This is a genomic window from Bacillus sp. 95MFCvi2.1, from assembly GCF_000374965.1.
GTDB classification, from domain to species: domain Bacteria; phylum Bacillota; class Bacilli; order Bacillales; family Bacillaceae_G; genus Bacillus_A; species Bacillus_A pseudomycoides.
The window spans coordinates 16,324-30,333 of sequence record NZ_KB895702.1 but is presented as its reverse complement, the minus strand read 5'-3'; the positions used below and the strand labels follow the sequence as shown (position 1 = coordinate 30,333).

The 14,010-nt window shown below is 37.2% G+C and carries 12 protein-coding genes and 1 pseudogene; 10 read left to right on the top strand and 3 right to left on the bottom strand.

Annotated features, from left to right (window positions below; genetic code table 11):
• Nucleotides 1-211: 211 nt before the first annotated feature.
• The 3 genes from C568_RS0117775 to budA all read left to right on the top strand — a co-directional run bounded on the left by C568_RS0117775 (nt 212) and on the right by budA (nt 3,424).
• Nucleotides 212-565: a YlbF/YmcA family competence regulator gene (locus C568_RS0117775; RefSeq protein ID WP_006093678.1), complete on the top strand. Its 354-nt coding sequence runs from the start codon at nt 212-214 to the stop codon at nt 563-565.
• Nucleotides 566-955: 390 nt separating this feature from the next.
• Nucleotides 956-2,644, top strand: coding sequence for an acetolactate synthase AlsS (gene alsS, locus C568_RS0117770; RefSeq protein ID WP_018782312.1), 1,689 nt, complete (start codon nt 956-958; stop codon nt 2,642-2,644).
• Between the two features lie 21 nt (nt 2,645-2,665).
• The gene (budA, locus tag C568_RS0117765; protein WP_006093676.1) at nt 2,666-3,424 is read left to right on the top strand and encodes an acetolactate decarboxylase; all 759 of its coding nucleotides are present in this window, start codon (nt 2,666-2,668) and stop codon (nt 3,422-3,424) included.
• Between the two features lie 26 nt (nt 3,425-3,450).
• Here budA and C568_RS0117760 read toward each other — a convergent pair whose 3' ends face one another.
• On the bottom strand, nt 3,451-4,065 hold the full coding sequence (locus tag C568_RS0117760; RefSeq protein WP_006093675.1) for a DNA-3-methyladenine glycosylase: 615 nt from the start codon (nt 4,063-4,065) through the stop codon (nt 3,451-3,453).
• Between the two features lie 135 nt (nt 4,066-4,200).
• On the opposite strand from C568_RS0117760, the gene C568_RS0117755 reads away from it, so the two are divergent.
• The 3 genes from C568_RS0117755 (at nt 4,201) to C568_RS0117745 (ending at nt 8,739) form a co-directional block, all read left to right on the top strand.
• Entirely contained in the window at nt 4,201-5,073 is an 873-nt protein-coding gene (locus C568_RS0117755; RefSeq protein ID WP_018782311.1) for a Cof-type HAD-IIB family hydrolase, read from the top strand.
• Nucleotides 5,074-5,212: 139 nt separating this feature from the next.
• Nucleotides 5,213-6,703: a coproporphyrinogen III oxidase gene (locus tag C568_RS0117750; protein WP_003195520.1), complete on the top strand. Its 1,491-nt coding sequence runs from the start codon at nt 5,213-5,215 to the stop codon at nt 6,701-6,703.
• 479 nt (nt 6,704-7,182) lie between these two features.
• Entirely contained in the window at nt 7,183-8,739 is a 1,557-nt protein-coding gene (locus C568_RS0117745; protein WP_018782310.1) for a fatty acid--CoA ligase, read from the top strand.
• Between the two features lie 35 nt (nt 8,740-8,774).
• Here C568_RS0117745 and C568_RS0117740 read toward each other — a convergent pair whose 3' ends face one another.
• Nucleotides 8,775-9,245, bottom strand: a complete 471-nt coding sequence (locus C568_RS0117740; RefSeq protein ID WP_003195524.1) for a hypothetical protein — start codon at nt 9,243-9,245, stop codon at nt 8,775-8,777.
• Nucleotides 9,246-9,338: 93 nt separating this feature from the next.
• Between C568_RS0117740 and C568_RS0117735 the strand changes: the two genes are divergently transcribed.
• Nucleotides 9,339-9,542 carry a hypothetical protein gene (locus C568_RS0117735; protein ID WP_018782309.1) on the top strand — a complete coding sequence of 68 codons (204 nt, stop codon included), beginning with the start codon at nt 9,339-9,341 and terminating at the stop codon, nt 9,540-9,542.
• Between the two features lie 48 nt (nt 9,543-9,590).
• On the top strand, nt 9,591-11,066 hold the full coding sequence (locus C568_RS0117730) for a SulP family inorganic anion transporter (RefSeq protein ID WP_018782308.1): 1,476 nt from the start codon (nt 9,591-9,593) through the stop codon (nt 11,064-11,066).
• Between the two features lie 59 nt (nt 11,067-11,125).
• Here the strand turns inward: C568_RS0117730 and C568_RS0117725 are convergent, their stop codons facing one another.
• Complete coding sequence (locus tag C568_RS0117725; protein WP_018782307.1) at nt 11,126-12,526, bottom strand: O-antigen ligase family protein; 1,401 nt, start codon at nt 12,524-12,526, stop codon at nt 11,126-11,128.
• Between the two features lie 275 nt (nt 12,527-12,801).
• Between C568_RS0117725 and C568_RS0117720 the strand changes: the two genes are divergently transcribed.
• Both C568_RS0117720 and C568_RS32000 read left to right on the top strand, forming a co-directional pair.
• On the top strand, nt 12,802-13,590 hold the full coding sequence (locus C568_RS0117720; protein WP_006093684.1) for an enoyl-CoA hydratase: 789 nt from the start codon (nt 12,802-12,804) through the stop codon (nt 13,588-13,590).
• A 61-nt stretch (nt 13,591-13,651) separates the two neighbouring features.
• A pseudogene (locus tag C568_RS32000) lies at nt 13,652-13,979 on the top strand (hypothetical protein).
• Nucleotides 13,980-14,010 lie beyond the last annotated feature (31 nt).

Below are 14,010 nucleotides of genomic sequence, written 5' to 3'. Positions count from 1 at the left end.
TCAATTTGTACTACTACCCCCACCTACCTCTACAAGAGCTTGAGGTGGAGGATTCTCCTGTCTCTGTCCTCACAAGAACAGTTCCTCTCGATAAATAAAGTGAAATTTCTTCACATCTCGTGCATAGTTTGTTATTGTAAGAAGGTGCGTATCAAAAGGTACTCAAAGGGCGGGGACAATAGACCAAGCCCGTTAAAGGAGGAAAAATACAATGACAAAAAACATTCATGATGTTGCATATGAATTACAAAAAGCAATTGCAGAAAATACAGATTTCCAAGCTTTAAAAGCAAGTTATGCAGAAGTACAAGGGGATGCGGCATCAAAACAACTGTTTGATCAATTCCGTACAATGCAAATGGGCTTACAACAAAAGATGATGCAAGGACAAGAAATTACAGAAGAAGATAACCAAAAAGCACAAGAAGTTGTAGCGCTTATTCAACAAGATCCAAAAATCGTAAAGTTAATGGAAGCAGAGCAACGCTTAAATGTTGTAATCGGCGATATTAACAAAATTATTATGAAGCCACTTGAAGAATTATATACTGCATATCAGGCTTAATGAGAAAGGCGTTTCCTGAGAGGGAAGCGTCTTTTTTTATGGAGTTCGCAGAAGTTCCTTTTCTCAATCAATTGCATAAAAGGAAAGTTTTACAGGAAATAAAGTAAAGATAGGCAAGGAATATTTGTTGAGAAAACCTTTAAAAATATGTGATACAAATGTAAAAATTTATAAAAAATATTATTTCGATATAACAAAATACATGTAAGGGTTTTCATTTTTTATTGTCAAAATAATTTCGAATTCATATTGTTGGAAAAGTAATACATTTATAATATAATAATCAACAAGATATATTACACCACATTAATTAATCAGGTGTAATATATGGCTGATTTACATAATAACTAGCTTTATTGTACACGATTTTGACATAAAGGGATGATTAGTTTGAGTACAGAAGTAAAAGCAAACAACGTGAAAACAACAACAAAAGGAGCCGATCTTGTTGTCGATTGTTTAATCGAACAAGGAGTTACACATGTTTTCGGTATTCCAGGTGCAAAAATTGATTCTGTGTTTGACGTGTTGCAAGAGCGTGGACCTGAGTTAATCGTTTGTCGTCATGAACAAAACGCAGCATTTATGGCAGCGGCTGTTGGGAGATTGACAGGGAAACCAGGTGTATGTCTTGTTACATCGGGACCAGGGACATCAAATTTAGCGACAGGTCTTGTTACTGCTACGGCAGAGAGTGATCCCGTTGTTGCTTTAGCGGGTGCAGTGCCCCGTACAGATCGTTTAAAACGTACGCATCAATCTATGGATAATGCTGCACTATTCGAACCAATCACAAAATATAGCGTAGAAGTAGAGCATCCTGATAATGTGCCAGAAGCACTTACAAATGCATTCCGCAGTGCAACTTCTACTCATCCGGGAGCAACGCTTGTTAGTCTTCCACAAGATGTTATGACTGCTGAAACGTCCGTTTCATCTATTGGCACGCTTTCTCAGCCGCAACTTGGTATCGCTCCCACACATAAAATTGCAGCAGTTGTAGAACAAATTAAATCTGCAAAATTACCAGTTATTTTACTTGGTATGAGAGCGAGCACAAATGAAGTAACGAAAGCAGTTCGTGAGTTAATTGCTGATACACAATTGCCGGTTGTTGAAACGTATCAAGCAGCTGGAGCAATTTCACGTGAATTAGAAGATCATTTCTTTGGACGCGTTGGGTTATTCCGTAATCAACCAGGCGATATTTTATTAGAACAGGCCGATCTTGTTCTATCTATCGGTTATGACCCAATTGAGTATGATCCGAAGTTTTGGAATAAGTTAGGGGATAGAACGATTATTCATCTTGACGATCATCAAGCTGATATTGACCATGACTATCAACCAAATTGCGAATTAATTGGTGATATTGCATTAACGGTAGATAGCATTGCAGAGCAATTACCAAGATTTATCTTGTCAACAAAATCAGAAGCTATTTTAGATCAATTACGTGCGAAATTATCAGAGCAAGCCGAAGTGCCAGTTCGCGATTCACAAGGGCTTACACATCCACTGCAAGTCATTCGTACACTTCGTTCGTTAATTGATGATGAAACAACTGTTGCATGTGACATCGGTTCACATTACATTTGGATGGCAAGATGCTTCCGCTCTTATGAACCACGCCGTTTATTATTTAGTAATGGTATGCAGACATTAGGTGTCGCACTTCCTTGGGCAATTGCAGCGACATTGGTGGAACCAGGTAAAAAAGTGGTTTCTGTTTCTGGAGATGGTGGTTTCTTATTCTCTGCAATGGAACTAGAAACAGCAGTACGTCTCAAAGCTCCGATTGTTCATCTTGTTTGGAGAGATGGTACATATGATATGGTTGCCTTCCAACAAATGATGAAATACGGCAGAACATCAGCAACAGAATTTGGTGATGTTGATATTGTAAAATATGCAGAAAGCTTCGGTGCTATTGGACTTCGTGTGAATTCTCCAGAAGAGTTAGAAGGGGTATTACAAGAAGCACTGAAAGCAGAAGGTCCTGTAGTTGTAGATATTCCAATTGATTATCGCGATAACATTAAATTAAGTGAAAAATTACTACCAAACCAATTGAACTAGTGGTAAAGGAGTAGAATAGACATGAGTATTGCACAATTATTAGATATTGATGCGAAAAAGATGAAAACGAATAATGAAGTATATCAAACGTCAACAATGCTAGCTTTATTGGATGGTATATATGATGGCATTATCAACTTTGATAAATTAAAAGAGCACGGCGATTTTGGCATCGGTACGTTTGATCAATTAGATGGTGAAATGATTGCTTTTGATGGAGAATTTTATCATTTGCGTTCCGACGGTTCTGCAGAAATGGTAGCACCGGAAGAAACAACACCGTTTGCCACTGTAACATTTTTTGAAAAAGAAATGAGTTATACAATTGATCGTCCAATGAATCGTGAAGAAGTAGAATCTTTATTACATGAATTAATGCCAAGTAAAAACTTATTTTATGCGATTCGTATGGATGGAACATTCCGTGAAGTAAGAACAAGAACCGTTCCGTGTCAAGAAAAACCATATACACCACTTGTAGAAGTGACAAAATCACAGCCGATTTTTTCTTTCTCTCATACGAAAGGAACAATGGCAGGATTTTGGACACCAGATTATGCGCAAGGTATTGGAGTAGCCGGTTTCCATCTACATTATATTGATGATGAACGAAGCGGAGGCGGACATGTTTTTGATTTTACTGTAGAAAACTGTACGATCGAAATTTGTCAAAAAGCACATATGCATTTAGCACTTCCAGAAACAGCTGATTTTATGGCAGCGGATTTATCTAGAGAAAATCTTGAAAATGATATTGCGACTGCGGAAGGTGCGGAGTAAAAAAAGAAGCCGATTTGGCTTCTTTTTCATTTAGAGACAAATGGATGGTTCTTAAAATAAAAACGCCAAGGATAATGAACAGCTTCTTCAGCATAGTCAATATTGATGCGTGGGCCTGTTACAATCTCATATTGAGAAGATAGCTGCTCTGCTTCTGGCACCAATTCAATATATAATTCATCACCTTGTAAGGATAAGCCACGTTCTTCTAAAGTAATGCCAAGTGCGCGGCATAGCTTTCCAGGTCCGTTCGTTAAATTTTTGTATTGTGATTTCGTAAGATCTGTTTTACCGTAACGTGCCATTTTTATGTCTTCTATTCCATCGACTGGCTCTAATGCCCGAATAAGAACGCCTTGCGGGGTACCAACTGGAGCTGTGATGATATTAAAACAATGATACATACCATAGATGAGATATACATAAGCGTGTCCTGGTGCGCCAAACATAACTTCCGTTCGCTCGGTTCGTCTTCCCCCGTAACTATGTGCAGCTTTATCATCTGGTCCTTTATACGCTTCTATTTCTACAATGAATCCACTTCGTTTTATTCCATCTACTATATGTACAAGTTTATGACCAAGTAAATTTTTAGCAATTTCTAATGTATCACCCTCATAAAAAGAAGGAGGTGCTTTCATATTGGTATCCCCTTTACTGATGATATACGTATATATTAAACCAAATTTGCGTACGAAATTCTAACTCGTTCTAATTAACAAATTTAGTTCATAAATTATGGATAGAGTAAAAGCAGCTAAGAGGAGGAATGCGACGTGATTTATCGCTTGTTGGCTCTTAATATAGATGGGACGCTCCTGCAGAAAAATGGGAAGATACCAAAAGGAACACGAGAAGCTATTGATTTTGTCAAACGAAAAGGTGTATATGTTACGCTGTTTACAAGTCGGCACTTTCAATCGGCTCATAAAATAGCAAAGTCATTAAAACTAGATTCTATATTAATTACGCATAGCGGTGCTTTTATTTCTGCTTCATTAGATAAGCCGCTTGTTCAAAAACGATTATCAGAAGAAAAAACGTTTAATATCGTGCAAGTGCTCGAACATTTTGAATGTAATGTCCGTATTTCACATGAACGTTTTTCAATCGGTAACCGTGAGCGAAATACACCAAACTTAATTGCACGCACTGTATTATCAAGTTCGGATCCGTTATTTTATCCTGTTCAATTTGTAGATTCATTAGGTGACGCACTGCGTGATCAGCCTGTTTCAGCTCCGAAAATTGATGTTGTCTTTGCAAGTAGAGGAGAAAGAGAACGCGCGCTTAAAACGTTGAAAAAAGCATTTGAAAATGTCGAGTATATAGAATCCGGTGGGGGAAGGGTAGAAATTCTTCCGCTTCATGTATCGAAATTAAGAGGATTACAATTATTAGGAGAACACCTTGGGATCGAATTGAATGAAATGGTGGCAATTGGAGATAGTTTGGAAGATTTAGATGTCATCGCGGGTGTTGGATTAGGAGTTGCAATGGGAGATGCACCTATTCCATTGAAGCAAGCAGCAGATTGGATTACACGTTCCAATAGTGAAAACGGAGTGGAATATATGATTAAGGAACATTTTCGAAAGCAATTTCCACTTCCATTTTTAAAAAATCACTCGCAGGTTCATAAATGGTGACAAGATGACGAAAGAACGCAGCCTGAAAGCTGCGTTTCTTAGTGTTTGTCTTTCCGGGAAAATGAGGAAAAGCTTCTATATTGACCTCTAGTCACCCTTCAAGTAAACTAAAGAGAGTTTACAAATGAAAAGGTGATAAGTGTTGTTAATTTCAATAAAAACGTTACAAGATGATCGTTTTTTACGTCCGCTACAAAATATTAGCGGCTTATTTTTTGAAGAAAGCACGATAGGATTTGAGAAAGAAGATGCGAATCTTATTGTTGAAATAAAGATAGAAGGAAACGTGACAGCTTCAGCACGTTTAACAGACGTTGCAACTGGAAATGTATATGAAGAAACGTTTGAAAAAGATTTATCTTCCTTCACAGTAGAAAAAGAACGTATGAAACAAGTAAAACATGTTGTTTCATATGTGTATCTTTCTGTCTTGCAACAGCTAACTGGAATTGAACAAAGTTGGGGGATTTTAACAGGAGTACGTCCAACGAAACTTCTTCATAAAATGCTTCAAAATGGCATGTCAAAAGAAGAAGCGCATAAAGAACTTCGTGAAAGCTATTTAATTCATGAAGAAAAAATTGAACTTCTGCAGCGCATCGTGGACTGTCAATTAGCAGTTGTTCCAGATTTATATCGTTTGAAAGAAGAAGTAAGTATTTATATCGGTATTCCGTTCTGTCCGACAAAATGTGCATATTGTACATTCCCGGCGTATGCGATTAATGGACGTCAAGGATCGGTTGATTCTTTCTTAGGAGGCTTACACTACGAAGTTCGTGAAATTGGTAAGTTCCTAAAAGAAAAAGGTGTTAAGGTTACAACGATTTATTACGGAGGCGGTACGCCAACAAGTATTACAGCAGAAGAGATGGACATGTTGTATGAAGAAATGTACCAATCGTTCCCGGATGTGAAAGAAGTACGCGAAGTAACAGTTGAGGCAGGTCGTCCTGATACGATTACGCCAGAAAAACTAGAAGTATTAAATAAATGGAACATCGACCGCATTAGTATTAATCCGCAGTCGTACCATCAAGAAACGTTAAAAGCAATCGGGCGCCATCATACAGTGGAAGAAACGATTGAAAAGTATCATTTAGCACGTCAAATGGGAATGAACAATATCAATATGGACCTAATTATTGGTCTTCCAGGTGAAGGACTAGATATATTTAAACATACGTTAGATGAAACGGAAAAGTTAATGCCGGAATCATTAACAGTTCACACATTATCATTTAAGCGTGCTTCTGAAATGACGCAAAATAAGCGTAAATATAAAGTGGCAGGTCGTGAAGAAATTACAGCGATGATGCATGAGGCTGAAGAGTGGACGAAAAATCATAATTACGTACCTTATTATTTATACCGCCAAAAGAACATTTTAGGTAACTTAGAAAATGTAGGCTATGCGATGCCATCGCAAGAAAGTATTTATAATATCGTGATTATGGAAGAAGTACAGTCTATTATCGGTCTTGGCTGCGGTGCATCAAGTAAATTTGTGCATCCAGAGACAGGGGCAATTACACATTTTGCAAACCCGAAAGATCCGAAATCATATAATGATGGTTATATCAAATATACAGAAGATAAGCTTGAAATTTTAAAAGAGCTATTCTCTTAAAGTGAAACTTTAATCCGTGGGGGTTTTTCTCATCCCCCACGGATTATTAGTTGAACCAATCGGGCTTTTACGGGCAGTTTATCTCACACCTAACTTCTTGGCTTCTGCTAAAATTTAAGGTGGGAGTATTACTGCCCGTTAAAGCGGGGTAAGAGGCTGACCTAAAGGTTCGCATATTGCGAGTTTTTAGGTTTCAGTCTCTTTTTTTAATAAAAACCATTCTTTGGATGGGAGAGAGAGTCCGTCCATGCATAGATTGCTTTTTTAGCCCCAGGCCAAGTAAAAACAAAGGGAGAAAATGAGTGGAGCACTCCTTTTGTTTTCATAGCAGATACGTGTATGCCTACAAATCAAAATGAATATATATTTGTAAAACGCTGTCGAGAATGATCAGAAAAAGAAGGTAAAAATGTAGAGGAAATGTCTACTTATAGACGAAATGATAGAATTATGAAAGTTAAAAGGGGGCATATTTTGACATGTATATGACGATTGGGAGGATTTTTGATTTAACGGTAGGGAAATATGCAAATAAAGAAGCGTTAGTAGAACCAGAAAAGAACATTCGTTGGACATATAAAGAATGGGATGAACAGATCAATAAAACGGCGCAAGCATTATTAGCAGAAGGTGTGAAAAAAGGAGATACTGTATCTGTTTATTTATATAATTGTCATGAATTTGTAAACGTTTACCTCGCTTGTGCGAAAATCGGTGCGATTTTCAATCCGATTAACTTCCGTTTAAAAGCAAAAGAAGTAGCTTATATCCTCATGGATGCATCCTCAAAAGTCGTTGTATTTGAAAAAGCCGTTGAACAGACGGTTGCTGCCATTGAACGAGATTTCCCAAATAGTTCTTTTTGGTACATAGAAGATCATGCACCTTCATACGCTGCTTCTTATCATGAAAAGGTAAATGCAGCTTCATCTGAGGCAGTGGATATTGTCGTTGAGGAAACAGATTATTGTTCGATGCTCTATACCAGTGGTACAACGGGTCATCCAAAAGGGGTGCTACATCGTCATCGTGATATGGCTGAACATAGTATGATTTGCACGTATTTCTTAAAATATAACCGTGATAGTATTGGCCTTGCAGTAGCACCACTGTACCATTGCGGTGAATTAAATGCTGGTATTATACCAAGAATTCAAGTTGGCGGAAAAAATATCATTTTACATCACTTTGATACAAAGACGGTGTTACATACAATTCAAAAGGAAAAGATTACAACATTCTTTGCGGCGCCAACGATGTGGAATATGCTGTTACAAGAGGATTTATCACAATATGAATTACGGTCGATGAAAATTGGAGTATATGGCGGAGCTGCGATGGCACCAGCGCTCGTAAAAGAATGTAAAGAGCGTCTGCATATCGATCTTGTTCAAATTTATGGAATGACAGAGATGGGTCCCGTTATTGCATTCTTAGTAGAAGAAGATCAAATTACGAAAGCTGGTTCGGCTGGAACGCCTTGTTTTAGTCATGAAATTCGAATTGTAAAACCGAACGAAGAGGGGCCGGCAGAACCAGATGACGTGTTACCACCTTATGAAGTGGGAGAAATTATTTCACGTGGACCAACTATGATGGCAGGATATCATAATCGTGAAGAAGCAACAGCAAAGTCTATGTATAAAGGATGGTATCACTCAGGTGATTTAGGTTATTTAGATAAAGATGGTTATTTATACGTTGCCGATCGTTTGGATGATATGGTCATTAGCGGCGGGGTAAATATTTATCCGCGTGAAATTGAAGATTTCCTGCATAGTCATCCTGGGATACTAGATGTTGCTGTACTTGGTGAACCAGATGAATTATGGGGTGAACGTGTTGTTGCGGTAGTGGTCAAAAAGGATGAACATATTACGGCGGAAGATTTAGAAAAGTATTGTAAAGAAAGTGATGAGTTAGCAGACTATAAACGACCACGCCACTACGTATTTGCAGATGAACTTCCTCGTAATGCGAGTGGGAAATTGCAGAAATTTGTACTTAGAGAGTCATTAAAAGGTGCTAAACAATAAAAAAAATGCCTTTCCAATTTGGAAAGGCATTTTTTTTATTTGCGTGAGAAACCTTCTTCATCAAGGTATTCTGCAGCTTCTGGATAAGAATTGAATGTTCCGTCTAAGTTACTACCTGCGTACACATTCCACATATCGTCTTCTTGGATAAGAGTAAGAATATGGCCGTCTTCATTATGCCATTCTTCTTCTTTAGTAGGTGCAGCCTGTGCGACTACTTCTTCGGGTTCTTGGGATAGAAGTTCAATTGATTTTTGAATTAATGAGCGTAGTTCGTCTGCTGAAAATTCACGGATGTTAACCATGCCTTTATCGTCTGTTTTATAACCGTTAATGCCGCTAGCGTATACAAAGCCATTTCCATTTGGATGTAAATGATAAACAACGTTCTTTTTGTCTAAGCGACTTTCTTCAAAGTGAAAGTTTACACGTTTTAATGACACGTTCTTTCTTTCTAATTGCGGGAAAGATTCGATAATCGATAATTTTTCTTCAAAAGTTAGCATATTGCCTCCAAATATATAGTAAAAGATTTAATCCGTTCATTATAGCATAGGGGGATTTTTTTCTAAAGCGTTAGCGAGAAGGGAATGTGAAAAATGAAGACGGTTACTTCACGATACTGTAAAGAGTTTCTTCTAAAAGGCGCTGACGAACGCGCCTTTCTCACGTTACAATGGAACGTGGACATTATCCTGCATGTAACACTTCTACCTCAAAATTTAGCGAAAGCAAGGAAGTTAGTGAGAGAAGAACTGTCAGTAAAAGCCCGATTGGTAAGAGATAATAATCAGTGGGACTGAAGACCCCTCACTGATTAAAGTTTCATTTTATGTAGAGGTGATTTTTTTATGGTTCAAAAAATAGCAAAAGAATGTTTAGCGGGTTTTACCGTGGCGATTGTTGCACTGCCGCTCGCAATTGCATTTGGGATTGCCGCAACGGGGACATCTGAAGGGGCGTTAGTCGGATTGTATGGTGCGATTTTTGCGGGATTATTTGCAGCGCTGTTTGGTGGCACAGCAGGGCAAGTAACAGGTCCTACAGGTCCAATTACGGTGATTGCGACAGGAGTTATCGCAACTCATGGACTCGAAGCAAGTTTTATCGCATTTATGATGGCCGGGTTGTTTCAAATTTTATTTGGTGTATGTAAGCTTGGAGCTTATATACGTTATATTCCATATCCCGTTGTTTCAGGGTTTATGAATGGAATTGCACTTATCATTATTTTAGGTGAAATGAAGCATGTAAAGAATAGCTTTTTACTTGTTCTGTTAACAATTCTCGTTATGCTTGTTGCAGGGAAGTGGATTAAAGCGATTCCGGCGAGTCTAATTGCGTTAGTTGGAGTTACGGCAACATTGCCATTATTTTCTCATGTATTACAAGGACTTACGATTCAATTACCTTTTGTGGGAACGATTCCTCTGAACAAGATGATTGAAAAAATTGGAGCAATTCCAGAAGCAATACCTTCTCTTCATGTACCATCTTTTAGTGGATCAGTAGTGCTTGAACTTATTTTTCCAGCACTTAGTATCGCGTTATTAGGATCAATTGACTCTTTATTAACATCTGTTGTGATGGATAACGTAACAGGTACGCGCCATAAAAGTAATAAAGAATTGATTGGCCAAGGGTTAGGGAATATCATGAGTGGATTGTTTGGCGGATTAGCAGGAGCAGGAGCAACTGTAAGATCGATTGTGAATATAAGAAGTGGCGGGAAAACAGCATTGTCAGCTTGTATGCATAGCATCATTTTATTTATTTTCATTATTGGACTTGGTGCGGTTGTACAATATATTCCACTTGCAGTACTATCGGGTATTTTAATTTTAACAGGTATCGGAATGTTTGATTGGGATAGCATGAAAAAGATGCATGTAGCCCCAAAAGGTGATACTGTCGTTATGCTTTTAACAATGGTGATTACAGTGAAATTTGATTTAATGATTGCGGTTGCGTTTGGCATAGTGCTTTCCTTCATTTTATATATAGTGCAATGTAAAGAACGAAAAGCTTCTATTGTAAAAGAAGAAGGGGAAGATGCATTGTATATGATTCGGGGGCCGCTTTCCTTTCTATCTGTTGACCGTATTTTCTCTTCTTTGCAAGAAGTCAAATCTCATTTGACATTACGTTTGAATGATGTGCATTATATGGATACTTCAGGAGCGATGGCGCTATTAAACTTTGTGGATCATACGGAGAAACTGGGTGCAAGTGTAACGCTTGAGCATTTACAGCCGCATGTTGAACAGACGCTGCTAAGTTTGGCAAATGATGAACAAAGAAAAAAGTTACAAATGGTGAACGAATAATAGAATTGAAATGATGAAAAGCAGCATCCACATAATTGGATGCTGCTTGTAGCGTTTTCTTAATCTGCTTTTAAATCAACAATGACATAGGCTAATATTACGACAAAGAAAATACTAACAGCTGGTGCGGTTAATACATGTCCAGCCGTAAAGGCAATACCTAGTGCTAATACTAGCACACTGGCAAGGAGCATATATCTTACAGTTATAATGGATTTGAAATTTGTAATGACGCGAATGAATAATCGAATGCTAAAATAAACAAATGGTAACAGATAAAGCAGAAAACCAATGATTCCAAATGAAAAGAATAAATCATGAAAGTCCATTTCAATTAGTTTAACTGCATCTTTATCTTTATAGTTTCCTGCGTATCCCATACCGAATAACTTTTGTGATGTAGGGGCTTCTTTATAGTATTGTTTATACACTTGTAAGAATTTATCACGGTCACTATAAATTAAACTATTCATTTCTCCACTTGTTAATTTTCCTTCTGCACGTCTTTTTGCTTCTTCAGGATCCTCTGTAATTACTTTCCCTTCTTTTCTTGCTTGTTCTTCGCTTGCTAATTTTTTATCTTCATATATTTGTAAATGAATGCCCATATTTTTTGCAATAGGAGTAAGTGGTGTGACTGCCAATAAACCACCTAGTACAACAAGAGCAACAAAGGTATTAACAAGATGTGTAATTCCTTTACCTACTTTTTTACGTTGCATCATATATTCAATAATAGAAAAGAGAAGTGCAACGCCTAGTGTAAGGATAATTGCTCCATAGCCCACTTTTGTTCCGACCATAATACTGGCATACATCGCTAAAATTGTTGGAATCCAGTAGTATACTTTAGAAAAAGAAGTTGTTTTCTGTACAGAGTAGAGTACAATCATTGGGAACGTGATTGCTAAAATAGAACTCAATTCATTTCCCGCGAAGAACCATCCTCTAGAGCCGGTTTTTTCGTATGAATAACTTGAGAAATCTGTTCCGGATGCTATAGATACAATCATAACCATACTTACAATTAACGATGCATATAAGAAATATGTAATGAGTTTATCAGAAGCATACTGTTTATCTTTTAGTTCTTTAAATACAAGAATATATCCAAACAATAAAACGATTGGATATGTACTTTTCAAAATGAATTTAATTTCCTCGCCAAAAGAAACGGGGTGCTTGACGATCATATTGTTTACAAGTCCAGCAGCAAGTACGATACCAAGCAAGACTAGATAGAAAATATATTTCTTATTACCAGGTTGTTTCCAATTAAAAAGTAGATATCCTAAAGCGAGAGTCATAAAGGCAAATCTTACTACAATTCCGACTGTCGCACTCATGTGTAATGTGTAGATAGAGAAAGATGTTAATAAATCTAAAATTGGTTGCAACACGATAAATAGTAACAGGAAATGTGGGAAGTAGTTATTCGTTTGTTTCAACTTGTTAACCATGTTTTCCTCCATTTCTTCATTTTCGCATGATTGGATGAACGAATTTCTATGTCCATTTGATACATCAACATAAGAATACACCATTTTATTATAATGGTAAATAGACGAGGATATGTGGCAAATCTCTTGAAAAGAGGTTATTTTCTTTCATTCATAATAGGGAATATGTAAATTTTCGAGTATATTAGACAGAAAATTACGAAAAAAGAAGGATTTTACACCTCTTTTCTTTAATTATATAAGTATAATCTTTAAGGAAGAAAGAGGGATATATAATGGAAGTAAAAAGTAAAGCCGAGTCTGTAGTTGTGAAATATGAAGGACGAGTAGCAACGATTATGATGAATCGCCCAGAAGTATTAAATGCATTAGATGAACCTACGCTCAAAGAATTGTTAGCAAAGCTGAAAGAAGTAGCTGAAAGTTCCGTTCATATTGTCGTATTATGCGGGAATGGACGTGGTTTTTCTGCGGGTGGAGACATTAAATCTATGCTTTCTAGTAATGATGAAAGCAAATTTGAAAGTATCATGAATACCATTTCAGAAATTGTTGTAACGTTATATACAATGCCAAAACTTGTGATCAGTGCAATTCATGGCCCAACTGCGGGGCTTGGTTTAAGTATTGCGTTAACAGCTGATTATGTATTGGCAGACGTTTCATCTATCATTGCGATGAATTTTATTGGAATCGCTTTAATACCAGACGGCGGGGGGCATTTCTTCTTACAAAAACGTCTCGGTGAAAATATGGCAAAACAAATCATTTGGGAAGGTAAAAAGTTACCAGCAACAGAAGCGTTAGAGCTTGGATTAATTGACGAAGTTATCGGAGAAAACTTCCAAGGTGCTGTAAAACAAAAAATAAATGAATGGCTTCAAAAACCAATTAAATCTATGATTCAAACGAAACAAATTTTATGCGAAGTCAATCGCTCAAGCTTAGAACAAACGCTTCAGCTTGAAAAGCGCGGACAATACGAAATGAGAAGAACAGCTGACCATAAAGAAGGAATTACTGCATTTTTAGAAAAACGTCCGCCTGCGTTTAAAGGGGAATAAAAAAAGAAAAAGTGTTAACACATCCTAAGTGTTAGCACTTTTTTAAGTAATGAGGGAAAAGATGAAAAGAAAAGTTATAGTTATTATCGGTTTATTTATGCTAATCTATTTTGCTCTACATACATAGCACACCAACGCTTGCTGTTCGCACGGCGTTATTTTTTGAGGGCCATCCTAAGGTTGCTACAGGGGGAGAAATTACGAAGGAAAGAAATATAGAGAAAGAAGCACTTCCTGCAGCTTATCAAACATTGTATGGAACAGAAAATAATGAACCAGATCATTACTTCTTTCCGCATGTACAAGCTCATGGAACAGGGATTGATATGATGAGTGCGTGTGTGAAAAAGAAATGGTTTTTCTATAAAGCAGAGCTAGGATGCTACTAAATATGGAAAGAAGATATGCTATAGTATAAGT

Excerpts from the sequence above, each read along its gene's own strand:
- C568_RS0117775 (WP_006093678.1), top strand. The coding sequence starts at position 212 with ATGACAAAAAACATTCATGATGTTGCATATGAATTACAAAAAGCAATT.
- budA (WP_006093676.1), top strand. The coding sequence starts at position 2,666 with ATGAGTATTGCACAATTATTAGATATTGATGCGAAAAAGATGAAAACG.
- C568_RS0117760 (WP_006093675.1), bottom strand. The coding sequence starts at position 4,065 with ATGAAAGCACCTCCTTCTTTTTATGAGGGTGATACATTAGAAATTGCT.
- C568_RS0117745 (WP_018782310.1), top strand. The coding sequence starts at position 7,183 with ATGTATATGACGATTGGGAGGATTTTTGATTTAACGGTAGGGAAATAT.
- C568_RS0117740 (WP_003195524.1), bottom strand. The coding sequence starts at position 9,245 with ATGCTAACTTTTGAAGAAAAATTATCGATTATCGAATCTTTCCCGCAA.
- C568_RS0117735 (WP_018782309.1), top strand. The coding sequence starts at position 9,339 with ATGAAGACGGTTACTTCACGATACTGTAAAGAGTTTCTTCTAAAAGGC.
- C568_RS0117730 (WP_018782308.1), top strand. The coding sequence starts at position 9,591 with ATGGTTCAAAAAATAGCAAAAGAATGTTTAGCGGGTTTTACCGTGGCG.
- C568_RS0117725 (WP_018782307.1), bottom strand. The coding sequence starts at position 12,526 with ATGGTTAACAAGTTGAAACAAACGAATAACTACTTCCCACATTTCCTG.
- C568_RS0117720 (WP_006093684.1), top strand. The coding sequence starts at position 12,802 with ATGGAAGTAAAAAGTAAAGCCGAGTCTGTAGTTGTGAAATATGAAGGA.